Below are 23,895 nucleotides of genomic sequence, written 5' to 3'. Positions count from 1 at the left end.
AGTAAGATCAAACGAAACGAGCAAGATCCAATGAACATTTCATATTATGAATGCTTTTATAAGATTATCGCTGAGCCTTATTGGGATTAGCCTACTTACCGCTTGTGGCGATGAAATTGACCACAATGATATTCGCAAAGCTGGCTTTGTGTTTTGCGGACAGGGTAAGCCGACCACGTTTAACCCTCAGCTTATTGATAGCGGTATTACCGCAGAGGCTCTGAGCCCGCAGCTGTACGATACGCTGCTCACGCTCGATCCTAAATCACATCAGCCCGTGGCAAGCATCGCCGAGAGTTGGTCAGTAAATGAATCAGGGACGGAATACACGTTTAAGCTTAAACGTGGTGTTAAATTCCAAACCACGCCTTGGTTCACACCCACTCGCCCATTGAATGCAAAAGATGTGGTATTTAGCTTCAAGCGAATCATCGATGTAGACCATCCTTTTCACCAAGTAGGTGGTGGTTTTTATCCATGGTTTGCAGGGTTAGATTTTCAAAACCTACTCCAAGACGTGGTTGCAATAGATGAGCATACGGTAAGGTTTACGTTATCTCAGCCAAACTTTTCTTTCTTGGCCAATATTGCCACCAGCCATGCGGTTATCTTGTCTTCGGAGTATGGACAGCAATTGGCTGCAAAAGATCATAAAGAAGAAATCGACCAACTTCCTATCGGTACCGGCCCTTATCAATTAAAAGAATACCAAGTGAACGACTTGATTCGATTAGAGCGTCATTCTAATTACTGGAAGTCACCAGCAAAAATGGAACAAGTGGTATTCGATATATCTCACAGAGGCACGGGTACATTAGCTAAACTTTTAAGAAACGAGTGTGACGTACTCTCTTCACCTATTTCGAGCCAAATACCTGTCATTCAAGAAAATGACAACCTTGAGCTGACGGCTACACCAGCTAACAACGTTTCCTTTATTGCGATAAACACAGAAACCACCGCGCTGAGTGATGCTCGAGTTCGCCAAGCACTTAACTTAGCGATCAACCGTCAAAATATTTTAGATTCAGTTTACTACGGAACTGGCTCCCAAGCTTATACCTTGCTACCACCTAATTCATGGGCTTATCAAAAAGACAGCGTAAAAATTCGTTATGACCGGAATTATGCATTGGCACTACTTCGAGATGCAGGCTACGAAGACGGCCTAGAATTGACCATGTGGGTACCACTTGAACCACGTGCTTTTAACCCAAGCCCTCGTAAGACTGCGGAGTTAATCCAAGCGAATTTTGCCGATATTGGGGTTAAATTAACGCTACTGACCGATGATAGGTTTGAACGTGTGGATTTGGAGAACATCAACGATATCGATTTACTTTTAACTGGTTGGATTGGTGATACCGGGGATCCTGACAACTTTTTCCGCCCTTTATTATCTTGCGAGTCTGACCGCGTTGGCCTTAACGTGTCCATGTGGTGTAACGATGACTTCGATTTCTTGCTCGATTTGGCGTTAGAAACTCAAGAACCGCGTTACCGTTTGAACCTATATCGCCAAGCACAGAACATTTTGAATCAAGAGTTCCCGGTTATTCCTCTGGCGCATGGCGTGCAGTTCCGTGTGCACAACAAATCGCTGACAGGCTTCAAATCAAGCCCTTTCAATGCCCAACCGTTTGATAGAGTTGAGAGAATTCACTGATGTTTTGGTATACCGTTCGACGCTTTAACCTATTTATCATCACTTTGATGATCCTTACATTAGTGGGTTTTTCTCTGCTTCGCCTTGACCCTCTCTCGCACTGGGCAAACGTTGATTTTTGGTCTGGTTGGCAAACTTACTTAATCAACCTTTCTCAGCTTGATTTTGGCATAAGTAAAAACGGCAACGCGATTTATGACGAGCTCGCCGTCGTATTCCCTGCCACTTTGGAACTGTGCTTTTTTGCCTTTTTGGTGTCCCTTTTGATCGGTATTCCACTTGGAACCGTGGCTGGGATGAAGCAAGGTAAATGGCTCGACACCAGCATTTCATTCATGTCGATGTCTGGTTATTCCGCCCCAATTTTTTGGGTGGCTCTGTTACTTATCATGGTTTTTTCATTAGAGTACCAACTCTTTCCCGTGGCAGGACGATATGACCTGCTTTACGAAATTGATCATGTAACCGGATTTGCCATTATCGACGCATTCATGGCGAAAGGTGAATACCGCGCTCACGCACTGCAAAGCGTCATTGAGCATATGGTGCTGCCATGTTTGGTGCTTGCTTTGGCTCCAACCACCCAGGTTGTCGGACTAATGCGCTCCTCGGTAGCGGAAGTGATGAGCCAAAACTACATCCGTGCAGCGAGAATCAAAGGTCTTTCTAACCGCGAAATCGTAACTCAACATGTATTGCGGAATGCGATACCGCCTATCATTCCCAAGGTTGGTGTTCAACTTTCGAGTATGATTACCTTAGCTATCATCACGGAGTCTATTTTTAACTGGCCAGGTATTGGTCGTTGGCTTTTAGATGCGCTAGCAAGCCAAGACTATGCATCTATCCAAGCTGGCGTGATGGTACTTGCGACTTTGGTTCTTACCGCTAACATACTCTCGGATTTGATTGGCGCGATGATTAACCCTTTAGTTCGAAAGGAATGGTATGCTAACAAATAACGTTTATCAGGAAGAGCGCATTCCAACACAGTTTGAGCGTTTTTGGCGAAGCTACCGCGCCAACGGACTAGCCATGTTTGGCTTGTGGTGCTTGGTGTTTATCGTCCTTATTACCATTTTTGCCCCCCTACTTGCACCATTTGACGCCCAAGCACAGTCAGGTGAGTTGCTTGTGCCGCCATCATGGGCTCCAGCAGGAACGGTTGATTACTTTTTGGGGACCGATGACTTAGGTAGAGATATTCTTTCGCGCCTGATTATGGGCTCTCAGCTGACATTTGGCGCTGCTGTCGCCATCACCGCAATTGCTGCCGTTGTAGGCTGTTTAATTGGCGTATTGGCAGGTATGACGAAAGGCTTACTGTCGAGTACTCTCAACCACTTGCTCGATACCGTCATGTCGATCCCGTCGCTCTTATTAGCAATCATTTTTGTGGCATTTCTAGGCTTTGGTGGGTTCAATATTTTACTCGCAATCTGCTTGGCTTTGATTCCGCGTTTTATTCGCTCCGTTTATATCGCAGTCCACACCGAAGTTGAAAAAGACTACATAATGGCAGCACGCCTTGATGGCGCTAATGATTTCTACTTACTGTGGAGTTCAATTCTTCCTAACATTCTGACGGTCATTGCCGCTGAAATCACACTCGCGCTCTCTGCTGCGATTTTAGATATTACGGCACTGGGTTTTCTTGGCCTAGGCGCACAGGCACCAAGCACCGAGTGGGGAGCAATATTAGGTGACTCTGTCGAGCTTATTTATATTGCACCTTGGACAGTGACCCTACCCGGCCTGACCATCATGTTTACTGTTATTACCCTAAACTTAGTAGGTGAAGGTGTACGTCAAGCGCTTAATGCGGGGATCGAATAATGCCGTTGTTAGATATTCGACATTTGACCATTGAGATCGAAACACCTCAAGGGTTGGTCAAAGCCGTTGACCGAATGAGCCTAACTTTGAACGAAGGCGAAATTCGTGGTCTTGTAGGTGAGTCTGGCTCTGGAAAAAGCTTAGTTGCAAAAGCGATTGTCGGTGTGAGTAAAGATAACTGGCGCATCACCGCTGACCGTATGCGCCTTGGCAATATTGACTTGCTTCAGCTTACGCCAAAAGAGCGTCGGCGCGTCATTGCTCGTGATATTGCGATGATTTTCCAAGAGCCTTCAACTTGTCTTGACCCTTCAGAGGAAGTCGGGCGTCAATTGATTGAATCCATTCCATCTCGCGCATTTGAAGGGAAATGGTGGGAGCGATTTAAATGGCGTAAAAAACAGGCCATCGCGCTTTTGCATAAAGTGGGTATTAAAGATCACAAGCGTTTAATGGGTAGCTACCCTTATGAACTGACTGATGGTGAGTGTCAAAAGGTCATGATTGCCATGGCGATTGCGACCAAACCTAAATTGCTGATAGCAGATGAACCAACCAACGACTTAGACCCGATTACCCAATCGCAAATTTTGCGTCTGTTGAGCCGCATGAACCAACTTAATAACACAACCATTCTGCTTATCGGCCACGACTTAGCGACCATAACACAGTGGGCAGGACGTATTACGGTAATGTATTGTGGTCAGTCGGTGGAGTCTGCCGATACCAGTAAAATCATTGCGGCACCCAAGCACCCGTACACCGATGCCTTGCTTAAAGCGATGCCTGACTTTAATGATTGGGTACCACACAAGCAAAAACTCCAATCCCTACCGGGCTCGATTCCGCCATTGCAGCATCTGCCTATCGGTTGTCGCCTCGGACCACGTTGCCCATATGCGCAGAAACAATGTGTAGAAATTCCACACACCAGACGAATTAAGAATCATAAATTTAACTGCCACTTTCCATTGAACACGGAGAAAAAGTCATGAGTGCGTTACTTGAAGTCGATAATTTATCGAAGCAATTTGTTACGCGCTCCCGTCTGTTCAAACGTCAGGTTAATGAGGCAGTTAAACCGGTAAGCTTTACTTTAGAGCCAGGACAAACTATTGGTTTTATTGGTCAAAACGGGTCAGGGAAATCCACACTAGCTCGTATGCTTGCTGGCGTTGTTGAACCAAGCTCCGGAGAGATCCGTGTGAATGGCGAACGATTGGAGCACAAAGATTACGCGACACGCTGCAAGCTCATCCGCATGATTTTCCAAGATCCAAACACATCGTTAAACCCACGAATCCAGATTGGTCGTATTTTAGAAGGTCCGCTAAAGCGAAATACCAACATGCCGCCAGATGCGCGCATGCAGCGTGTAAAGAACACCCTACTCCGCGTAGGATTGCTGCCTGAGCACGCCTATTTTTATCCACAAATGCTAGCTGCCGGTCAAAAACAGCGCGTGTGTTTGGCTCGTGCACTTATTCTTCAACCTTCCATCATTGTCGCTGATGAGGCGTTAAACGGTTTGGATATGGCAATGCGCTCGCAGATCATTAACTTATTCCTCGAGTTGCAAGAAGAAATGGGATTGTCATTTGTGTACGTGTCTCAGCACATTGGCATTGTTAAGCATATTACTGATAAAGTGATGGTGATGCATGAAGGTGAAGTGGTCGAGTTTGGCGAGACCAACCAAGTACTGACTCATCCCGAGCATCCTATTACTCAACGACTAGTCGAAAGCCACTTTTATAAAGCGCCAAGCCATCAAACAAAATAGTTATCAAAGATGTAATCGTGCAAATGTAAAGAAGCCTGCTTTAACGCAGGCTTCTTTATTGCATGGGTACTAATCAAAAAACTAACGGCGGCTCGCTTGTTTGCGCAGTTCAAAATCAAACTCGTCAGGAAACAATACGACCCCTTCTTCATTTTGATTTGGGAATACAACAATCGATAGCTCGTCATCCTCTAGACCAGAGGTCCAACGGCTGTGCCACTTGTTTAAAGAGATCGCCTCAGGCTCGCAATCTTCCCAATCACCATTCGCCCATTGCAAAGCGAACTCTTCGTTTGGCCATACTGGTACACAATCATCATCTTCTGTATTTAACATGACACAGCCATGTTCGTCTTTCAGAATCCAAACCTTACGATTCGCCACAATCTCTTTTACGCAGTACTTTAAACGTTGCTCTTCGTTGTAGCGATTAATGGTATCCATCTGCTCTTGGGTCAGTTGCTCAGACATATTCGTCTCCTATTTCCCATAGAAAAATGCCCGCAGCTAGGCGGGCATTTAAAGTATATGCTAGAAAATTAAGCTAGCTCAGTTTGAAGCCAAGGCCAACCTTGCTTCTTACGGCTTAGCGTGTTTTCCATCATTAGCATGCCGTCTTTTTCGTGCTTAACAAGCTTCTCAGCCCACTCACCTTTGTATAGAAGACGAGTTTGAGCAGTCGTGATGTCTGTTAGCATTACGGCAGCGAACGCTAGGTTATCTTTCTCACAACGAGATTCTAGGTCTGCTTCTAGTGCTTCGATCATACCGTCAACTTGCTCAAGAGTTGCAAGTTCAACCTGACCAACCACTACGTCACGACCGTTGAATGGGTAACCTTTAAGGTCTTTCTCAACAAGCTCAGCCGCTGATAGACCTTCGATGTTTGTTTTAGCAATTAGAAGATCTTTAGTGAACGCGTCAACATCTTGTACGTCTGCGATTGCCGCTAGTTCAGCAACGGCATCTTTGTCTTTTTGTGTACAAGTTGGAGAAGCAAAACCTACTGTGTCAGATAGAATTGCTGACATCATTAGCTTAGCAATTTGTGGAGTAATCGCGTGACCTTCAATCTTGAAAATGTTGAATAGAACAGTGTTGGTACAACCAACAGGCCAGATCCATGCTTCCATTGGGTTTACTGTCATCACGTCACCTAGACGGTGGTGGTCAACAATACCCGCAATTTCAGCTTCTGCGATATCGTCTGGTGCTTGTGCTAGATCTGAGTAATCTACTAGCCAAACGGTCTCACCCGCAACTGATGTGCGAAGCTCAGGAACTTCAGCGCCAGCAACTTCTAGGATGTGCTGAGTTTCACGGTTGATTTCGCCTTGGCGAATTGGCATAGCTTCAACGCCACGCGCTTTTAGAAGTTCAGTTGCAACGAGTGCACTACAAATACTGTCACTGTCTGGGTTCTTATGACCTACAACTAGAATCATGTTTCTTCCTATTCAAGTCAATTTTATACGCCGCCTAATACAGTTAATTAGGGCGTGTTTGCTCACAAAGGCCGATACTTTACCTGATTTCAGAGAGTTTGACACGAAGAAAAGTTCACAATGCTATTGCGAATAAATCTCATTTACATATAATGATAATTATTCCTATTTGCATTTGAGTAAACGATGAACGCGACCCAATTATTACACTCTGCACAACAGTTGTTTCAGCCTACTCAGTTTCGTTTAGCTTATAAGCGATTGCTGATCCCTATCGTCATGCTCATTTTGCTAGGCAATGAAAATACACGTGACGTAGCCGTACAGACGCTATCCGACTCATTCTGGGCGGTGTCATGCTATGTTGCTGCCACATTGGCTATTTATCATTATCTTTCAAACTTTATGTCGAAAACCAATCGAATTACCGAGCTATATCATCGCTCGCGTAATCATCAGGTTTTCTTTGCTTCTTTGTTGGGTGCTTTGCCTGGCTGTGGTGGCGCTATTGTTGTGACAACGCAATTTATTAGTGGCCGAGTAGGATTTGGTGCGATTGTCGCGGTACTTACTTCAACAATGGGTGACGCTGCCTTTTTACTTCTGGCCGCCAAACCAAGTGTTGGATTAGGCGTGGTTGGATTAGGCATTATCGTGGGTACTCTTTCAGGGTTAGTCGTTAATGCTTTTCATGCTGATAACTTTCTGCGACCAGAACCAAAAGAAGCACCTCAGACACATGCTTGTTGCCAACACCAGACAGACCGACACACACCCCTTGAACAACGTGCAATCAATCTACAAGGCGCATTTTGGAAATGGCTTATTGTGCCTGCTAGTGTCGTTGCTGTGTTAATGTCTTTCCAAATCGATATTAATCAGCTGTTGTCTTTGCAGGCCAATACCATTGAATGGCTGGGCGCTATCTTCGCGGTGATCACAATGTCGTTGTGGGCTATGACAAAAGAGCTCGGCGATTATCAGTCAACGGTCTCTGAAGATGAAAAAATCGTGGACTCACACCCGATTCAAAAAGCAGCACAAGATACGAATTTCGTCAGTGCTTGGGTGATCGTGGCGTTTCTGGCGTTTGAACTGACGACCTATTTTTCTGGACTCGACCTTGTAGAAACCTTTTCTCATTGGGGAATTTGGATGCCATTAGCTGGCCTAGCCATTGGTATGTTGCCTGGTTGTGGACCGCAAATTTTAGTCACTAGCCTATACATTTCTGGTGCAGCGCCACTTTCTGCGCAACTGGCCAATGCGATTTCTAACGATGGTGACGCCCTATTCCCCGCTATTGCAATGGCACCGAAAGCTGCTTTGGTCGCGACTATTTACTCGTCCATTCCTGCGTTTATTGTTGGATACGGGTATTACTTTTTATTCGAGTTCTAACGCTCAGAGCATCAAACGAGAAAGGAGCCGCAGTAGGCTCCTTTCTTGATCTCGGTATTGGGCGATTTACTTCACGCTATGCTGTAACGATCGCTTTCGCATTGAGCCCTTTATCCACGCTCACCATTAACAACTGGCAAGGTTCTTGGTTTAGCTTTTCCCCTGTCCAGTAATCATACCAGTCCACCGGTTGATCAGACGTCAGCGTAAATTCCATCGCTCCGTAACTCGCATAATTAAACAAACAATGGAGGTCATTCTTCGTCGTTAGTTTTAAAAACGCGTGATTTAAACTCAAAGCGGTAAACTTTGCAGATTGTTGGTTACGTTGTTGACGTAACATGAGCTTAGACAGTGTCTTCTTAGCAAACGGTGTAATCTCAGGGAGCGGGTCACCAGACAGCAGCAAACCACCACTAGCTAATAACACCGTGCGATGAAATTCATACTCTTCTCTGGATGCGGCTTGATTAGCTAATGAAGTGAATGTCGCGCAATCCGGGTCAATTTGCCACAGTTTTCGGTGCTGCCAACTACGGTAAAAGGTTTCTTTGGCTATCTGTTCGAATCGACGACTATGACGCTCTACATCGTCAGAAACACGCATTGCATCCACAAGTCCCAGAGATGGCCACATTGGCGCGTTGCAACCTAAAAGCCACGCATCACCAGCGCCTTTAGCAATCGCTTCCATTCCTAAGCGATACGCCTCAACGCCTGTAATACCAGATTGTTTGCGAACACCTTTTAAGGTGCCCCAATAGTTCGCGTCTAGCTTGAACAACTCAACGCCCCACTCTTGTCTCATGACAGAGACTACATTCGTCAGATGGTCTTGTACTTCTGGGTTTGAGGTATCGAGTATGTACCAAGGCGTGCATCGCCAACCACCGTATGTGACATCTTCTGCTTTAAGTAAGCCACCATCCTTGTGGCGAACAAACCACTCTGGATGCTGTTTGAAGATCTCCGACTCAGGCTGTGCAATGAAAGGCGCCATCCAAATTGCCGGCTTTTTTCCTTTTGCACGGATGTTATGAATGAGCTCTTTTACGCCACCAGAAAACTTATCTGATGGGGTTAACCAATCGCCCATAAAGGCTTGATAGCCATCATCCAGAAGTACCCACTCTAGGTCTTCGAGCTTATCTTGCATGCAATCAACGTTCTGCATGATGTTTTGCTCTGTCACGTCTGCGTAGTACGCGTACCACGAACACCAACCAACAGGCGCATCTTGTGTCACACCTTGGCGAACAGGATGATGCTCTGCAATCATCTCGCCATAGGTTTGATAAAGCTCGGACAGTGATTGACCGCAGAGTACCGCCACGGACTCAAGTTGATTACTTTCCCAATCCGCCACTTGAGTCAACTCACCATCAATTGCGGCTGATAAAACCCAATGCCCATCACGCAGCACAACATCAAAATAGCCTGCAAAGCGATGACATGATGTGAAGCCATACAATGTGTAGCCAGCCGAGCCTTCCACCACTAAATAGTTGTAATAACGCTTAGGGGCATCTTTAGGGTAGATTCGATAAGAAGGATTATTGTCTGGGCAGCGACCAATATCAACGGGGTGATTGATCGTTCCCGCCGTTTGCGCCAACATTTGAAAACCATCCCCAATTACGTTGGCCTCGTGCTCGTACAAAAACGGCATTTCGAGCAACACTTCACGGTCGGTAAAGGTTTTATTGTGGAGACCAGCAAAAGAAAAATGTAATTGATTACCCTCGACTTCAACTTGGAAGTCATTGTTATTCACAGTGATCTCAGTGTGATTTGCCAATTGAATGCTCTGAGCCATAAAGAGTCTACTCACTTAATTATTATTGTTTAGCTTGGCGCATTATCTCCTGCTTGTCTCACCCAATTCGTTACCATCATCACGAATACCAGTCTCGTTTAACGTTATGAAGTTACTATTGAGACAACGCTCACTGAAATTTTGATAAAAAAATACCAGCCCTGAGGCTGGTATTTCGATTTATGCAAACTGCACTAATTAAGCAACTTCGATCGGACCACCAAATGAAGTGACTGGCGGCACTTTACCTGTGAACTTCTCGAAGTCTACGATACATGTGTTCGCAGAAGTCGCCTGTGCAAGCTCAGAAGAACCGATGTCTTGCGTTAGCGTGTTAGGATCACCGTAGGTACAGATTGCGCCCTCTTTCTCGTTTAGAGGACCGTACCATGCACCTTCTTCGATACGAATAACGCCACGTGGGTAGCTGTCAGTCAAAACAGCGCCAGCTAACAGCTGACCACGACCGTTGAATACACGTACCAAATCGCCATCTTTGATACCTTTTGCTTTGGCATCCGCTGGGTTGATGTAAACCGGCTCACGACCTTGTACCGCGTAAGTCGCGCGGAACTCTTCAGACTCACACATCTGAGAGTGCAGACGCTTATCAGGGTGGCAAGACTGCAACCAGAATGGGTATTTATCTGAACCAGGACCACCGTGTGAACGCTCTGATTTTTCGAACCACATTGGGTGCTCTTGACAGTGTTCGTAACCGTAACGGCCGATCTTACGAGACGTGATCTCGATGAAGCCAGACGGCGTACCTAGTGGATTCAGCTCAGGGTCTTTACGGAAGTCCGCATGACGAACCCAAGGTTTACCTTCACCGAAGTCTAGTACGCTCTTCTCCCAGAACTCGTTGAATTCTGGCATTTCAAACTTACCTTCGTTCGCTTTTTTACAATCGTTGTAAAGGCTTTCGATCCATTCCATCTCGCTCATACCACGAGTGTATTCTTCGCGGCGACCAAAACGCTGAGTTAGTTCACTCATGATTTGGAAATCAGGCTTAGATTGGAACAATGGATCAACTAGGCGATGCATCGCAATCAGACCTTTGTTCGAGTATGAACCGTATACGTCGATGTCGTTACGTTCCCATTGCGTACACGCCGGTAGAACGATATCTGAGAAACGACATGTCGCAGTCCAAGCAAACTCGATCGTTACAACCGTTTGAAGCTTGCGGAACGCTTTCTTCATGCGGTTACGATCTTGATGGTGGTGCCATGGGTTACAACCCGAGATAACCATCATCTTGAAGTCTGGCAGTTTCACTTTACCGCCGTTGTAGTTGATCTCTTTGCCAGGCTCTAGCAGACAGTCGATCCAACGTGCAACAGGGATAGTACGACTGTAACCGTTAAAGTCGTTGTTGTCCCACTTCGGTTTCATACCTTGGTCAAGGTTACGAGGGAAACCACCAGGGCCCGCGAAACCAGTAGAAGGCACACCGATACTTGAGTAATGGTGACCGTAAGAGATACCACCGCCAGGTAGACCGATTTGACCAACCATTGCAGCAACCACAGCCGCTGCCCAGTATGGCTGCTCACCGTGCTCTTGACGCTGGATACACCAACCCATCAGGATCTGTGTACGACCGCTGACTAGCATGCGTGCGAATTCACGGATCTTGTCCGCTTTCACGCCACAAATCGCTGCTGCCCATTCAGGCGTCTTCTCTACTTTGTCTTTTGTCTTACCTTGAACGTATTGAATGAACTCTTCAAAGCCTAGACAGTAAGTATCAATGAATTTCTTATCGTACAGGTTTTCGTTGTACAACACGTGTGCCACAGCGAGCATGAACGCTACGTCTGTCAGCGGGTTGATGTACAAGTGATCGTTCTCTAAGTAGCGCTGAGTTTTGTTCTTCACTGGGTCTACAGATAGAACGTTGATCTCACCTTTCGCCACTTTTTCTTTTAGTTGTGCAAGGTACTTAAACGACTCATGCGTTTCACAGTTCCAACCTACTTGAAGGTTTTTCACTGGGTCGTTAGCCCAAAGAACGATGTTGTCAGAGTTTTCTAGGATCTCAGACCAAGACGTACCTTGTGCGTACACTTCGGTTGAACCTAGCACGTACGGCATAATGGTTTGACCTGCACCCGTCGAGTAGTCACCTACTTTAGTGATGAAGTTGCCATGCATACCTACTGCACGTTGCATGTGCGCAGTACAGTTGTTGAATGAACCCGTTTGGTTCCAACCTGTTTGACCTGCATGCAGCGCCCATGGGCCGTAGTCTTTTTGAATACGTTCTAGTTCGCGATAAAACAAATCTAGCGCTTCATCCCAAGTTACTCGGATGAAACGGTTGTTACCGCGAGTATCTGCGCTGTATTTGTGTTTCTTCAACCAATCTAGACGAACCATTGGGTAACGAACACGTGAAGGGCTGTAGATAATACCCTTAATGCCGTTCAACATTTCTGTTGGGTTTTTGTCTAGCTCTAGCGGCTTGATCTCTTGAACTTTACCCGCGTAGATGTGGGCGCGGAACGCGCCCCAGTGAGAACCGGTTACTTTCCAAGTACCTGTCGTCTCAACGGCATTTGCAGAGGCGGACGCCAATAAGCTAGGACCAATTACTGACGCTGCACTTGTGGTTGCTACACCTTTAAGAAAACTTCTTCGTGTAATAGCCATTTAAAATTACTCCAATCCGACGCTTATTAGTGGTGACCTTCAGCATAATCTGAAGAGTGTTTCTGTAGATACTTCAAGATCAGTGCTTCACTGTCTGTATCTAGGTTAACGAACGCCAACATACCGTCGAACATACCTGGCCAGGTGTTCGCGTCGAAGTGCGCTTCCGCAGGTTGAGTGTGACATACAGAACAATTGGTCTTGTAGGCTTCACGAGATTTTTCCCAAACAGGATTGATGTCGTTCAGCATAGACTCTTTCTTAATCCATACTTTCGCCGCTACTTTTTCCCAAGGAAGGCCTGTTAGCTCATCCACTTTTTTCTCACCAGTCGTCACAATGTTGCTGTCTGTTGCTGCTTCTTTCATCAGAGACGCAGTCGCAATGTTCTTACCGAAGTCTTCTTGAATTACACGACCAAAACCTTTTGCTTTGCGCCAACCGTCAATTTCGATCTCAACAAACTCGCCTTTGTCTTCAAGAACTTTAACGGTCGATGCAGGATTAAGAAGACCAGCTTCTTTACTGCCTTGCGCATCAAAGTAAATTGGTAGGTGACGAACGCTCACGAGTTGCTGACCAACGCCGTAATCCGTGTTAGAAGTCATACCCTCTAGATCACCCACGATACCGCCAATGCTGTCCATGCCTGCTGGTAGGTTGTGCGCAATACCCTTGTGACAGTCAACACAGCTTTGATCTTTCTCAGCGGCTTGCTTCATTTGGATACGAGCCGTAGGAGACATTTGCTCGAAATCCATCGATTCGTAGTTGTGACAGTTTTTACACTCCAGAGATTTGTTTGCCGAGAAACGATCCCATTCGTGTTTAGCAAGTTCGATACGACGCTCTTCGAACACACCCGGTTCGTCGTAGTTGCCAAATACTTGTGCAAATACTTCTTTAGAAGCTTGCATCTTACGAGCGATCTTATCTGTCCAGTTATGTGGAACGTGACAATCAGGACAGGTAGCACGAACACCAGAGTGGTTTTTCCAGTGCACCGTTTCTTGTAGCTCAACGTACACGTTGTCACGCATTGTGTGACAACTAATACAGAATTCTTCTGTGTTGGTTGCTTCTAGAGCGGTGTTAAAGCCACCCCAAAAGATAACACCAGCAATAAAGCCGCCCATAGTCAGCACACCTAGGCTGATATGTACAGCTGGGCGCGTCATGGTACGCCACAGTTTAATGATTAATGATTTCATTATTTGCTCTCTTAAAATCTTTTCAAAAGTGTGGTTATGAGCTCACTGGCTTACATGCCGTGCGCGCCTGGAGGTCCAAAGAAGAAGACTTGCAACATCCAAACGATGAACCCGTAGCCGCCAACAAAGGCCACACTCAGAATTGGGAAGAGAACAACTGCAATGAAGAGGAACGACTTCCACTCCAGGGAGCGTTTTTCACCACTCTCAATTTTATTAACATCACTCATACATTTGCCTATTTTGTATCTAGTGTTATTGAAAAGCCCGCGTAACCAAGCTTAAGTTTTTTACAATCTCTAATGGAAAATGTTAGACCATACTAATAGTAGGGTTCAATCAAATAAGCGACCTCAGACCTTGTAATTCAACACTTTTTTGAGCTCATCCAGAGATATGATGGATTGATGTTATTTATTAAAAAACATGAACAGATGTGACAAAATAAGTCTTTTAAGGAGTTGTTAAATAACCAACATTTAAGAAACATCGATCACATTTAAATCGTAATTACCATGCCATAAATCGACTTAAAAACTCCGAAAAAGATATCCACTTGTAAACAGAATGCTGCGTATTAATGTCTAAAATAGCACTCAAGGTTTACTTTAAGAACAGCAAAAAGTGCACATAGTGGTTCATATAAAGGGGAGGCTTAGATACAATTATTCGCGTATTTTCAAGGAGCGATTATGGATAACGTGGTGGATATAAGCTGGGTCAAACTGGCACTGTTTGGTTTGATTTTATTGGTCCCCTTCTTTATCAATGCCCGCTACAAATTAGGGATAGCAAAAGACACCATAATCAGTGTTATCCGAATGACACTTCAGCTCATATTGATTGGCGTGTATTTAGAATATCTTTTTCAATTAAACAGCTTACTTGTCAATATACTTTGGCTTGCCATCATGCTACTGATTGCTGCCAGCTCAATTGCGGGAAAAGCTCACTTACCTAAAAAGCCACTTATGCTTCCGCTACTAACGGGCCTTACCTGTGGTCTAATACCACTTCTGATAGCAATTACAGCAGGCCTAGTGCAACCATCCCCTATTTACAATGCGCAGTACATGATCCCACTTGCTGGTATGTTATTGGGTAACAGCTTGAGTAGTAATATCATCGCTCTTCAGAATTTGTTTACGGCTTTTGAGCAGAGACAAGCAGAATATGAGGCTGCAATCTCACTTGGAGCCTCTCCTCGCTACGCATCCTTCCCCTTCATTCAAGAGGCTCTTAGAAAGTCCCTTGCCCCGACTTTAGCTTCTATGGCCACTACAGGACTGGTTACCTTACCGGGTATGATGACCGGTCAAATTCTAGGTGGCGCGAGCCCGATGGTTGCGATTAAATACCAGTTAGTAATTATGCTGGCTATTTTCGTCATGTTGAGTGCCTCCGTAACCATAACGTTAGAAATGACATTGCGCTGGGTACAAACCAAAGAAGGCCGAATCAAGATAAAAATCGAGCAACCCGAATCGACCAAAACTCACGGTTAGTTGGCGCTTGTGGGTAAAGCCCGTTAAACAACTTATGGTGCCAAGTCGAACGTACTTATAACTGAATAACTCAACTATTCTTCGAGCACTCATCAAGACGCTTTCAGATGAAAAGTCAGGTAGAATTCTTTTTGATATAAGCCTCTAATTTTATGAAATTTTCTTTGCAAGTTTAGATACGCACGACCTTTGATACAGGTTATCCACAGAAAATGTGGATAAGCCCCCAAAACCCATACGCAACCAGAAACATAGCAACATAAGTGATCAATCGAATCGTCATGCATTGATCACGTGACTGACATGTTCTAATTTTATAGTAAAGGCAGTGACCACAAACTTGGAGAGACGTACATGGATGTCTTAATGATCAAAGAAAATTACGATGAACTCCTGTCCGATGCACCTCTGGATTGGCTCGTTCAAGAACCAAAGGAAGTAACTTCTCATTGGCTCCCAACCGATTTTGGCATCAACGAAGAGTTGATTTAGCATGACTCGACTTATTTGACATTTGCAGAGACAAATAAAAAGAAAGGCGAACCATCTGGTTCGCCTTTCTTGTGATCTTCTAAACTTATCGCAAATGGTTATCTTCATCGCGTAGATAAATCATCCAATACCACATGCCAACAAATACGCCACCACCAATAATGTTTCCTATCGTAACAGGAATTAGGTTGTTTACGATGAACCCCATCATGTTTAAGTCCGCGTAGTTTGCAATATCTGCCCCTGTCATTTGCCAAAACGCTTCTGGCGCAAAGTACTTAATACCAATCGCCATAGGTACTTGGAACATGTTCGCAATACAGTGCTCAAAACCTGCCGACACGAACATAGCCACAGGCAAAATCATGACCGCTATTTTATCTGTCAATGTTCGCCCACTAAACGTCATCCAAACTGCAATACAAACTAATACGTTACACATAATGCCAAGCGCAACAGCAGCAAAGAAACCATGATGTAATTTGTGTTGGGAGATCGCCATCGCGTTAAGACCAACTTGGCCATGATCAAACATATATTGCTTGGTAACTAGCATACAGGCCACGAGCAAAATGGCCCCAACCATATTGCCAAAGTAAACCACCAACCAGTTTTTGATAAGTGCTTGCCAAGAGATTTTTCCACTCGCACGCGCAACTAGTGTTAGCACAGAGCTAGTGAAAAGCTCGCCGCCAGTAACCACCACCAAAATCAAACCAAGGCTAAATGCCAGACCACCAATGAGTCGTGTAATGCCCCAAGGCAGCTCGCCTGCGCCTGTCGTTACTGTGGTATAGAAGATGAAAGCAATACCAATATGAAGCCCCGCAGAAATGGCGAGCAGAAAAGATTTGATTGGAGCTTTCGTTGCTTTGCCTACCCCCACTTCAGCCGCGCGTTCCGCAGCTTGTGGCGGTAATAGTGAGTCAAACTGATTAAAGTTCATTCTGGTGTAACATTTAGAAACATTTAAAGAGGCGCGGATAATCGCTCTATTTCCCTATTTTTTCAAGTGCTATTTGGCGTGTTTACTAAAATCGTTGTTATTGGGAGATCAAGCAATAAATAGCGCCTATCATTCGCTACCGTAAGTATCATTGATACTTAACAAGTATTCGGCCTTTCGAACAAAGATCCTGCGTTATATCAGCCTGATAGCGCCATACTTAACACTTCTTGTCGTTGAATGTTGCCCAACGCTACTTTTCAGACTAGCTTGGTAAAAAAAGCGCAAAGGAATCATTTATGAAATATTCAGCTGAACATATCGCCGAATTGAATCTACTTCTTCAGTTCGACCTAAGTAGTGCTGCAACTGGTATTAAAGTTCATACAGACGCGTCAGAAGAAATGCAGGCAGCCGTTGCTCGTCTATATGAGAAGCAACTTTGTACACAGCCTGACGGTGGTTATCTAACAGACGAAGGCATTGAAGTTGCAGAACATGCAGATAAGATTTTAAGAGTTTTGTCTGTGTAATTTGAACAAAAAACGCCACCGAACTCGGTGGCGTTTTTTAGTCCTATATTTTTCCTGTCGATGCCTGCGGCAATAATCGCTTTTTCATTTTGCTAAATGGTTGAACCTTGTCATACAACCAGTTAAAACCAGTAGCATAAAATAGGAAGAAAACGAGGAAGCCGGCTTCCAGCATCAGAGCTTGAAGAAGCGTAATTTCTAAGAACCAGGCAATCACAGGTAGAGAGATAAAGATCAATCCTCCCTCGAAACCAACAGTGTGTCCAAGCCGCATAGCTAAACTTCGCTCAGCTCGATTGTCACCAAACCACTTATCAAAGTACAAGTTGTAGATGTAGTTCCATATCACGGTATACATGCTCAACCCGACCCCAACCAACGCGAGATCACTAGAGCCCTTTCCAGTGATCAATGAAGCCGCTGGTACAACAATCGCGAGTGCGATTAACTCAAAAAGTACTGCATGAAAAATTCGTTCGTTACGAGTCATATTTCTCTGTCCAAATAGTTCTACTCAATGCTTAGAATTTTATCTATTATTTAGATAACCAAAAGTTAGATACCATCGGTTTAAGCGATATGTTTACCATCGAACAACTGCAAGCTTTTATTGCTACATCAGAAGCAGGATCATTTTCAGGAGCAGCTAGAAAACTGGGGCGAGCTCAATCTGTAGTGAGCCAGCACATCATGAATATGGAGATCGACTGTGGCGTTGAGCTTTTTGATCGATCAGGCAGGTACCCTAAATTAACTGAGAATGGCCTCGCGCTCGTACCTTATGCACAAGCAACAATCAGCCAACTCGACCGCCTAAACAATAGGGCATCGCAGCTCTTTTCCACGCCAACGAACAAATTAGTCTTAGCTATTGATGAAGGGATTCCTCTGACTCGCTTGCCGGATGTGCTAAAGAAGTTAGAGCAACGCTTTCCACACTTACAAGTTGAATGCTTAACGGCATCAAGCCCTGATATCATTGAATTGGTTAAGTCGGAACGCGCCACGACTGGGATTATTTTGAGTGATTTACAAATGCCAAGGCACATCGATTTCACCAATCTTGGCAATATTGCATTTGATGTCTATGTCTCTTCAACACATCCTTTAGCAAAGCAGCAAATCACTCACATTGATCAACTAAAACAACATCGTCAATTGGTCATACGATCCAAAAGTGCAGAGCCATGTGGTCTCAATCAAGCATTTAGCCCAGATATCTGGTACGCTGATAACTACTATATTTTGTTGGAATTGGCGAATAAAGGGTTTGGTTGGTGCTTTCTACCACAGCATTTAGTCGCGTATTCACCTAATACATTAAAAAAGGTTGGGGATGATTTCACAAAACTGGCTTGGCAAGTCAATGTTGACCTTATTCAGCACCAGAAATGGCATTCAGATCCCCTCCATCAACAAGCTAAAGCAGAACTGCTCAACCTATTCGGGCAGACATAAGTAAGTAGGAAGACCCAAATGGCAAATACATTGATCGTAGGTGCAGGCTGGCTCGGAACTCCGCTAGCAGAAACATTGATGAAAGATGGACACTATGTTGTCGTCACTCGTCGTAGCCAAACTCGATTAAAAGAGTTACCCACCTCATTAACTCACTCCGCATTGTTCGATTTCAATCAATTGAACGCCACAGCACGGCTAGATGAGCTGCTCAAACAGCATCAAATTACGCACGTTATCGGCGCTTTTCCTCCAGGATTTCGTAAAGGACGCGGTCAAGAATATGCCCAGCAATGGCAAATACTTGCCAACGCAGCTAAGCAAAACAACGTTGAAAAACTTCTCATGATCAGCTCTACCACGGTTTACCCTAACCTTGCTTCCGATATGGAAGAAGCTGACGCGTCACTCTCTTTAGCAGCCGAAAGCCATTATTTCTCTGACAATGCACGTATTATGCTTCAAGCAGAGCAGCATGTTATCGACTCGAATATTAGCTTTGTTATTCTACGTTGTAGCGGATTAATCGGGCCAGATAGACACCCATCTCGCTTTGCAGCAAGGCTTCAACAAGTTAGTCGTAAAGCACCAGCTAATATGCTTCATCAAGATGATGCTGTCTCGGCTGTGAAATTTGCCTTAGGCAACTTAAGCAACCAAGTCATTAACGTTACGACACCTCATACTGTCAGCAAGGCTGAGTTCTACCAAGCTGCCATAAACAAAATCGGAAGTGAGATACCTCTTCCACCCGTCACAGAGCAAGCTGACAAGCGTATTCTTGCTGACAAACTACTCTCACTTGGTTATCGATTTCACTTCAATTCAACTTTGGATGCGCTATGAGACTCTATAGACATATAGAAACGCTTTGGGATTACATGCAACTTAAACATGAACTGAAGCCTGCGGACTGTTTGTTTGTGATGTGCAGTAATGATGTGCGTGTAGCGGAGCACGCTGCCAAGCTCTACCACCAAAAGTTGGCACCTTTGATTGTATTTTCAGGGGGTGAAGGTCGCTTCACAGATGGACTGTTTGAAAAAAGCGAAGCAGAAACCTTTGCCGAGATTGCAAAGTTGTCGGGCGTTCCAAGCAAAGCAATTTTGCTCGAGACTAAATCCACAAACAGCGGAGAAAACGTCCGCTTTACTGAGCAACGATTAAAAGAGGAAGGAAAACAATGTTCCTCGTTTATTCTGGTACAAAAACCGTTTATGGAGCGTAGAGCAATCGCGACATTTGAAAAACAGTGGCAGTCACCCTACACTCAGCTCCAAGTAAGCTCTGCGGCTCTTCCATTTTTTGAATACATTAATGAAGACATGCCATTAATGATGGTGCTAGAAGCACTAATGGAAGATTTCTCTCGCGTAAAAAGCTATCCAGAGAAAGGATTTCAAACCGAGCAGAACATCCCTCAGCAAGTCGAATCTTCTTACCAGGTTTTACTCGAGCGGTTTGGTTTTGACTTAGTCTAATTTTTTCTAACCGACAACAAAAAGCCACCAAGTTCGGTGGCTTTTCTGTATCAATACGGCTTATTTACCGAGTGCTTCTTTGTAATGTTGGCGGCATACGGAGACATACTTATCGTTACCGCCGATCGCAACTTGATCGCCTTCTTTAATTGCCACGCCGTGTTCATCGGTACGAATAACCATATTCGCTTTGCGGCCACAATGGCAGATTGTTTTGAGCTCAACCAGCTTGTCTGCCCAAGATAATAGATACTTACTGCCTTCAAAAAGTTCGCCTAGAAAATCGGTGCGAAGGCCGTAACACAATACTGGAATATGCAACTTATCAACAACTTCAGTAAGTTGATAAACTTGTTCTTTCGACAAGAACTGACACTCATCAACAAGAATACAGTGACGTTTTTCAACCTCATTCAGAGCTGCGATCTCTTGATACAAATTGGTATCCTGACGAAATAAATGTGCGTCAGATTGAAGACCAATACGAGAGCTCACTTTACCGACACCAAAACGATCATCTAGCGCAGCCGTAAAAATAACTGGCGTCATGCCGCGTTCTTGGTAGTTGAAAGAGGATTGAAGAAGCGTTGTTGATTTACCCGCATTCATTGCTGAGTAATAGAAATACATCTGAGCCACAGAGCATTACCTAAAGTTAAAGTTTTAATTTATGGAAATGGAAAATAAAAGGGCTGAATTATCAGCCCTTTAAAAATGAAAATTCAATTACTTACGACGCCACGTTGTGCCTTCTGGACCATCTTCCAGAACAATGCCCATTTCGGTCAGCTTGTCACGAGCCATATCTGCATTCGCCCAATCTTTCGCAGCACGAGAGTCGTTACGCAGCTTGATCAGAGCTTCGATTTCAGCCACTTCATCATCGTTACCCGCATCACCTTTTAGGAAGGCTTCTGGATCTTGGTGAAGAATACCGATCACATCTGCTAGTTCACGCATTAGCGCACCGAGTTCGCTCGCTTTCTCTAGGTTTTCTGTCTTCAGGCGGTTAACTTCTCTCGCCATGTCGAACAGTACTGAGTAAGCTTCTGGTGTGTTGAAGTCATCATTCATCGCTGCAGTGAAGCGAGATACGTATTCTTCACCACCAGCAGGCGCCGCGTTTAGGTCTAAACCACGTAGAGATGTGTACAGGCGCTCAAGCGAAGCACGTGCTTGGTTTAGGTTATCTTCGCTGTAGTTTAACTGGCTACGGTAGTGACCAGACATTAGGAAGTAACGCACTGTTTCAGCATCGTAGTGACCAAGAACGTCACGGATAGTAAAGAAGTTACCTAGAGATTTAGACATCTTCTCACGGTCTACCATTACCATGCCGCTGTGCATCCATGTGTTCACGTATTGTGTATCGTGTGCACAGCATGATTGCGCGATTTCATTTTCATGGTGTGGGAACTGAAGGTCAGAACCGCCGCCGTGAATGTCGAAGTGGTTACCTAGGATTGAAGAGTTCATTGCTGAACACTCTATGTGCCAACCTGGACGACCAGGACCCCATGGTGACTCCCACGTTGGTTCACCCGGCTTTGACATCTTCCAAAGTACAAAGTCTAGAGGGCTGCGTTTTGCTGTTTCGATATCAACGCGCGCGCCAGCTTGAAGCTGATCAAGGTCTTGCTTAGAAAGCTTGCCGTATTCGTTGAATTTACCTACTTCAAACATTACGTCACCGTTATCTGCAACGTATGCAAAACCGCGCTCGATTAGCTTCTCAACCAATTCGATGATTTCAGCAATAAACTGTGTCGCACGAGGTTCAACGTCCGGACGTTTCATGTTCAGCGCATCAAAATCAGCGTGCATTTCACCAATCAAACGCTCAGTCAATGAATCGCAAGACTCACCATTTTCTGCGGCACGTTTGATGATCTTATCGTCGATATCTGTGATGTTACGTACAAACGTCAGATCATAGCCCAAGTAGCGAAGGTAACGTGATACAACGTCAAAAGAGACGAAAGTACGACCGTGACCAATGTGACAGAGATCGTAGATGGTAACTCCACAGACATACATACCGACTTTGCCAGCTGTAATTGGTTTGAATTCCTCTTTCTGTCTTGTGAGTGTGTTATATATCTTTAACATGATCTCTATCTATGATTGTGAATGAATAAAAGAAGATGAGTATATCAACTCCAACCTAGTTAGGTAATAGCAATTAACCGATAAAACGATAATCGGCTAAACTTCAAGCACAAAACGAAGAATTTCCTCTTCCTGAGTTTTTAAAGCACTAGAACTTAGGCTAGAATCTCGGGCTCAACACAACACAGTAAAGGAAAGTAGCATGATCACCCTTCACACTAATTTTGGTGACATCAAGATTCAACTAAACGAAGAGAAAGCGCCAGAGACAAGCGCAAACTTCCTTCAGTACTGCCGCGACGGTTTCTACGACAACACGCTTTTCCACCGTGTTATTGACGGCTTCATGATCCAAGGTGGTGGTATGGAGTCTGGTCTACGTGAAAAAGCGACTCGTGCACCTATCAAGAACGAAGCAAACAACGGCCTAAGCAACAAAGTGGGTACACTTGCTATGGCACGTACTATGGAGCCGCATTCAGCAAGCTCTCAGTTCTTCATCAACGTAAACAACAACACATTCCTAGACTTCCGTAGCGAAAGCCTAGACGGTTGGGGTTACTGTGTGTTCGGTGAAGTAATCGAAGGCATGGACATCGTAAATAAGATCAAAGGCGTTAGCACTGGTTCTTACGGCATGCACCAAGACGTACCTCTAGAAGACGTAGTAATCACTGGTACAACAATTGAAGAGTAATTCTTAGGAATTATTTTTAAAAGATAAGTTAATGGGGAGGCATAGCTTCCCCTTATTTCTATGACGACATTATTTATTTCCGATCTTCACCTTACCCCATCACGTCCTGATATCACGGAATGTTTTGTGACGTTCATGCGAACAGAAGCAACAAAAGCTGATGCACTTTATGTACTCGGCGATCTGTTTGAGTTCTGGATTGGTGACGATGACAACACCCCTTTTGCAGACCAAATCCGTGCAGAATTTAAAGCACTGACGGATGCGGGTGTGCCAACTTTTTTCATCCAAGGCAATCGAGATTTTTTACTCGGCAAACGCTTTTGCAAAGAAACCGGTATGACATTACTCGACGATGTCTGCACGATTGATCTTTATGGTCAAAAAGCCGTAATCCTACATGGCGATACGCTCTGCATTGACGATGTGAAATACCAAGAGTTTAGAAAAACCGTTCACAAGCCATGGCTACAATGGTTGTTTAACCGTATTCCTTGGTTCATTAAGAAGAAAATTGTCTCAAAAGTTCAATCCGATATTCGTGATGATAAAATGAGCAAGTCATTAGATATCATGGACGTTAACCAAAATGAGGTCGAGAAAGTGATGTCTCAGAACTGCGTCAACATAATGATTCATGGTCACACACATCGCCCGAACACACATTTTTTTGACGTCGATGGCGTTAAAAAGACCCGAATTGTTTTAGGGGATTGGTATACGCAAGGCTCAGTTTTAAAAGTAAATTCTGATAGTTTTGACCTACAAACGAGACCGTTCATACAGAATTTGCGTTAAGCATGTAGAGCGTGTAGAAGATTCACGCTCAAGTCGTAGATATTTTGTAAAAAATCG

The 23,895-nt window shown here is 44.6% G+C and carries 24 protein-coding genes; 14 read left to right on the top strand and 10 right to left on the bottom strand.

Features of this window, described 5'->3' with window-relative positions:
* Positions 1-46: 46 nt before the first annotated feature.
* The 5 genes from sapA to R7H07_RS19135 are packed head-to-tail and all read left to right on the top strand — an operon-like array spanning position 47 to position 5,285.
* A complete protein-coding gene (sapA, locus tag R7H07_RS19155; protein ID WP_206959108.1) occupies positions 47-1,666 on the top strand; it encodes an ABC transporter substrate-binding protein SapA in 1,620 nt (539 codons plus the stop codon).
* Entirely contained in the window at positions 1,666-2,628 is a 963-nt protein-coding gene (locus tag R7H07_RS19150; protein WP_005378122.1) for an ABC transporter permease, read from the top strand. The genes sapA and R7H07_RS19150 overlap by 1 nt, the downstream gene beginning before the upstream one ends.
* A complete protein-coding gene (locus R7H07_RS19145) occupies positions 2,615-3,502 on the top strand; it encodes an ABC transporter permease subunit (RefSeq protein WP_005378123.1) in 888 nt (295 codons plus the stop codon). Before R7H07_RS19150 ends, R7H07_RS19145 begins: the two co-directional genes overlap by 14 nt.
* The gene (locus tag R7H07_RS19140; RefSeq protein ID WP_005378126.1) at positions 3,502-4,497 is read left to right on the top strand and encodes an oligopeptide/dipeptide ABC transporter ATP-binding protein; all 996 of its coding nucleotides are present in this window, start codon (positions 3,502-3,504) and stop codon (positions 4,495-4,497) included. The genes R7H07_RS19145 and R7H07_RS19140 overlap by 1 nt, the downstream gene beginning before the upstream one ends.
* Positions 4,494-5,285: an ATP-binding cassette domain-containing protein gene (locus R7H07_RS19135; protein WP_005393308.1), complete on the top strand. Its 792-nt coding sequence runs from the start codon at positions 4,494-4,496 to the stop codon at positions 5,283-5,285. Before R7H07_RS19140 ends, R7H07_RS19135 begins: the two co-directional genes overlap by 4 nt.
* Before the next feature lie 81 nt (positions 5,286-5,366).
* On the opposite strand, the gene R7H07_RS19130 is transcribed toward R7H07_RS19135, so the two are convergent.
* Positions 5,367-5,756, bottom strand: coding sequence for a DUF2750 domain-containing protein (locus R7H07_RS19130; RefSeq protein WP_005378129.1), 390 nt, complete (start codon positions 5,754-5,756; stop codon positions 5,367-5,369).
* Positions 5,757-5,824: 68 nt separating this feature from the next.
* The gene (locus tag R7H07_RS19125; protein WP_054576410.1) at positions 5,825-6,730 is read right to left on the bottom strand and encodes a manganese-dependent inorganic pyrophosphatase; all 906 of its coding nucleotides are present in this window, start codon (positions 6,728-6,730) and stop codon (positions 5,825-5,827) included.
* A 186-nt stretch (positions 6,731-6,916) separates the two neighbouring features.
* Here R7H07_RS19125 and R7H07_RS19120 point away from each other — a divergent pair, with 186 nt between their 5' ends.
* Positions 6,917-8,131 (top strand): putative manganese transporter, encoded by a 1,215-nt coding sequence (locus R7H07_RS19120; RefSeq protein ID WP_017820871.1) that lies wholly within the window; start codon positions 6,917-6,919, stop codon positions 8,129-8,131.
* A 76-nt stretch (positions 8,132-8,207) separates the two neighbouring features.
* Here the strand turns inward: R7H07_RS19120 and R7H07_RS19115 are convergent, their stop codons facing one another.
* The 4 genes from R7H07_RS19115 to torE form a co-directional block, all read right to left on the bottom strand.
* On the bottom strand, positions 8,208-9,947 hold the full coding sequence (locus R7H07_RS19115) for a glycoside hydrolase family 36 protein (RefSeq protein WP_206959106.1): 1,740 nt from the start codon (positions 9,945-9,947) through the stop codon (positions 8,208-8,210).
* 198 nt (positions 9,948-10,145) lie between these two features.
* Entirely contained in the window at positions 10,146-12,608 is a 2,463-nt protein-coding gene (gene torA / locus R7H07_RS19110) for a trimethylamine-N-oxide reductase TorA (RefSeq protein WP_005378138.1), read from the bottom strand.
* Between the two features lie 26 nt (positions 12,609-12,634).
* Positions 12,635-13,819: a pentaheme c-type cytochrome TorC gene (gene torC / locus R7H07_RS19105; protein ID WP_005378139.1), complete on the bottom strand. Its 1,185-nt coding sequence runs from the start codon at positions 13,817-13,819 to the stop codon at positions 12,635-12,637.
* A 50-nt stretch (positions 13,820-13,869) separates the two neighbouring features.
* Complete coding sequence (gene torE, locus R7H07_RS19100) at positions 13,870-14,049, bottom strand: trimethylamine N-oxide reductase system protein TorE (RefSeq protein ID WP_005378141.1); 180 nt, start codon at positions 14,047-14,049, stop codon at positions 13,870-13,872.
* Between the two features lie 462 nt (positions 14,050-14,511).
* On the opposite strand from torE, the gene R7H07_RS19095 reads away from it, so the two are divergent.
* Positions 14,512-15,324 carry an ABC transporter permease gene (locus R7H07_RS19095; protein WP_206959104.1) on the top strand — a complete coding sequence of 271 codons (813 nt, stop codon included), beginning with the start codon at positions 14,512-14,514 and terminating at the stop codon, positions 15,322-15,324.
* Positions 15,325-15,678: 354 nt separating this feature from the next.
* Positions 15,679-15,816, top strand: a complete 138-nt coding sequence (locus R7H07_RS19090; protein ID WP_005378145.1) for a hypothetical protein — start codon at positions 15,679-15,681, stop codon at positions 15,814-15,816.
* An 85-nt stretch (positions 15,817-15,901) separates the two neighbouring features.
* Here R7H07_RS19090 and focA read toward each other — a convergent pair whose 3' ends face one another.
* Positions 15,902-16,762, bottom strand: coding sequence for a formate transporter FocA (gene focA, locus R7H07_RS19085; RefSeq protein ID WP_005378146.1), 861 nt, complete (start codon positions 16,760-16,762; stop codon positions 15,902-15,904).
* Between the two features lie 299 nt (positions 16,763-17,061).
* Here focA and R7H07_RS19080 point away from each other — a divergent pair, with 299 nt between their 5' ends.
* Positions 17,062-17,295 carry a TIGR02647 family protein gene (locus tag R7H07_RS19080; protein WP_005378148.1) on the top strand — a complete coding sequence of 78 codons (234 nt, stop codon included), beginning with the start codon at positions 17,062-17,064 and terminating at the stop codon, positions 17,293-17,295.
* 43 nt (positions 17,296-17,338) lie between these two features.
* On the opposite strand, the gene R7H07_RS19075 is transcribed toward R7H07_RS19080, so the two are convergent.
* Positions 17,339-17,785, bottom strand: coding sequence for a PACE efflux transporter (locus tag R7H07_RS19075; RefSeq protein WP_065274375.1), 447 nt, complete (start codon positions 17,783-17,785; stop codon positions 17,339-17,341).
* An 89-nt stretch (positions 17,786-17,874) separates the two neighbouring features.
* Here R7H07_RS19075 and R7H07_RS19070 point away from each other — a divergent pair, with 89 nt between their 5' ends.
* The 3 genes from R7H07_RS19070 to R7H07_RS19060 are packed head-to-tail and all read left to right on the top strand — an operon-like array spanning position 17,875 to position 20,234.
* On the top strand, positions 17,875-18,753 hold the full coding sequence (locus tag R7H07_RS19070; protein ID WP_005378151.1) for a LysR family transcriptional regulator: 879 nt from the start codon (positions 17,875-17,877) through the stop codon (positions 18,751-18,753).
* A gap of 18 nt (positions 18,754-18,771) precedes the next feature.
* On the top strand, positions 18,772-19,599 hold the full coding sequence (locus R7H07_RS19065; RefSeq protein ID WP_054575137.1) for an NAD-dependent epimerase/dehydratase family protein: 828 nt from the start codon (positions 18,772-18,774) through the stop codon (positions 19,597-19,599).
* Complete coding sequence (locus R7H07_RS19060; RefSeq protein ID WP_017821723.1) at positions 19,596-20,234, top strand: YdcF family protein; 639 nt, start codon at positions 19,596-19,598, stop codon at positions 20,232-20,234. The genes R7H07_RS19065 and R7H07_RS19060 overlap by 4 nt, the downstream gene beginning before the upstream one ends.
* Positions 20,235-20,294: 60 nt before the next feature.
* Here R7H07_RS19060 and R7H07_RS19055 read toward each other — a convergent pair whose 3' ends face one another.
* Both R7H07_RS19055 and cysS read right to left on the bottom strand, forming a co-directional pair.
* Positions 20,295-20,873, bottom strand: coding sequence for a thymidine kinase (locus R7H07_RS19055; RefSeq protein ID WP_005378154.1), 579 nt, complete (start codon positions 20,871-20,873; stop codon positions 20,295-20,297).
* Between the two features lie 87 nt (positions 20,874-20,960).
* A complete protein-coding gene (gene cysS, locus R7H07_RS19050) occupies positions 20,961-22,343 on the bottom strand; it encodes a cysteine--tRNA ligase (protein ID WP_005378155.1) in 1,383 nt (460 codons plus the stop codon).
* Between the two features lie 202 nt (positions 22,344-22,545).
* Between cysS and R7H07_RS19045 the strand changes: the two genes are divergently transcribed.
* The gene (locus R7H07_RS19045; protein WP_005378156.1) at positions 22,546-23,040 is read left to right on the top strand and encodes a peptidylprolyl isomerase; all 495 of its coding nucleotides are present in this window, start codon (positions 22,546-22,548) and stop codon (positions 23,038-23,040) included.
* 60 nt (positions 23,041-23,100) lie between these two features.
* Complete coding sequence (gene lpxH, locus R7H07_RS19040) at positions 23,101-23,838, top strand: UDP-2,3-diacylglucosamine diphosphatase (protein WP_065274374.1); 738 nt, start codon at positions 23,101-23,103, stop codon at positions 23,836-23,838.
* Positions 23,839-23,895 lie beyond the last annotated feature (57 nt).

This window comes from Vibrio sp. Vb1127, assembly GCF_033338735.1.
Lineage (GTDB): Bacteria > Pseudomonadota > Gammaproteobacteria > Enterobacterales > Vibrionaceae > Vibrio > Vibrio alginolyticus.
Note: the sequence above shows the minus strand (reverse complement) of the source record. Positions and strands in the feature narration are given on the sequence as shown.

Coding starts and splice junctions, on each gene's coding strand:
- R7H07_RS19080 (WP_005378148.1), top strand. CDS start 17,062: ATGAAATATTCAGCTGAACATATCGCCGAATTGAATCTACTTCTTCAG.
- R7H07_RS19075 (WP_065274375.1), bottom strand. CDS start 17,785: ATGACTCGTAACGAACGAATTTTTCATGCAGTACTTTTTGAGTTAATC.
- R7H07_RS19140 (WP_005378126.1), top strand. CDS start 3,502: ATGCCGTTGTTAGATATTCGACATTTGACCATTGAGATCGAAACACCT.
- torA (WP_005378138.1), bottom strand. CDS start 12,608: ATGGCTATTACACGAAGAAGTTTTCTTAAAGGTGTAGCAACCACAAGT.
- R7H07_RS19065 (WP_054575137.1), top strand. CDS start 18,772: ATGGCAAATACATTGATCGTAGGTGCAGGCTGGCTCGGAACTCCGCTA.
- R7H07_RS19060 (WP_017821723.1), top strand. CDS start 19,596: ATGAGACTCTATAGACATATAGAAACGCTTTGGGATTACATGCAACTT.
- R7H07_RS19095 (WP_206959104.1), top strand. CDS start 14,512: ATGGATAACGTGGTGGATATAAGCTGGGTCAAACTGGCACTGTTTGGT.
- R7H07_RS19120 (WP_017820871.1), top strand. CDS start 6,917: ATGAACGCGACCCAATTATTACACTCTGCACAACAGTTGTTTCAGCCT.
- R7H07_RS19045 (WP_005378156.1), top strand. CDS start 22,546: ATGATCACCCTTCACACTAATTTTGGTGACATCAAGATTCAACTAAAC.
- R7H07_RS19150 (WP_005378122.1), top strand. CDS start 1,666: ATGTTTTGGTATACCGTTCGACGCTTTAACCTATTTATCATCACTTTG.
- R7H07_RS19125 (WP_054576410.1), bottom strand. CDS start 6,730: ATGATTCTAGTTGTAGGTCATAAGAACCCAGACAGTGACAGTATTTGT.
- R7H07_RS19090 (WP_005378145.1), top strand. CDS start 15,679: ATGGATGTCTTAATGATCAAAGAAAATTACGATGAACTCCTGTCCGAT.
- focA (WP_005378146.1), bottom strand. CDS start 16,762: ATGAACTTTAATCAGTTTGACTCACTATTACCGCCACAAGCTGCGGAA.
- cysS (WP_005378155.1), bottom strand. CDS start 22,343: ATGTTAAAGATATATAACACACTCACAAGACAGAAAGAGGAATTCAAA.
- torE (WP_005378141.1), bottom strand. CDS start 14,049: ATGAGTGATGTTAATAAAATTGAGAGTGGTGAAAAACGCTCCCTGGAG.
- R7H07_RS19145 (WP_005378123.1), top strand. CDS start 2,615: ATGCTAACAAATAACGTTTATCAGGAAGAGCGCATTCCAACACAGTTT.
- R7H07_RS19070 (WP_005378151.1), top strand. CDS start 17,875: ATGTTTACCATCGAACAACTGCAAGCTTTTATTGCTACATCAGAAGCA.
- R7H07_RS19135 (WP_005393308.1), top strand. CDS start 4,494: ATGAGTGCGTTACTTGAAGTCGATAATTTATCGAAGCAATTTGTTACG.
- torC (WP_005378139.1), bottom strand. CDS start 13,819: ATGAAATCATTAATCATTAAACTGTGGCGTACCATGACGCGCCCAGCT.
- R7H07_RS19130 (WP_005378129.1), bottom strand. CDS start 5,756: ATGTCTGAGCAACTGACCCAAGAGCAGATGGATACCATTAATCGCTAC.
- sapA (WP_206959108.1), top strand. CDS start 47: ATGAATGCTTTTATAAGATTATCGCTGAGCCTTATTGGGATTAGCCTA.
- R7H07_RS19115 (WP_206959106.1), bottom strand. CDS start 9,947: ATGGCTCAGAGCATTCAATTGGCAAATCACACTGAGATCACTGTGAAT.
- lpxH (WP_065274374.1), top strand. CDS start 23,101: ATGACGACATTATTTATTTCCGATCTTCACCTTACCCCATCACGTCCT.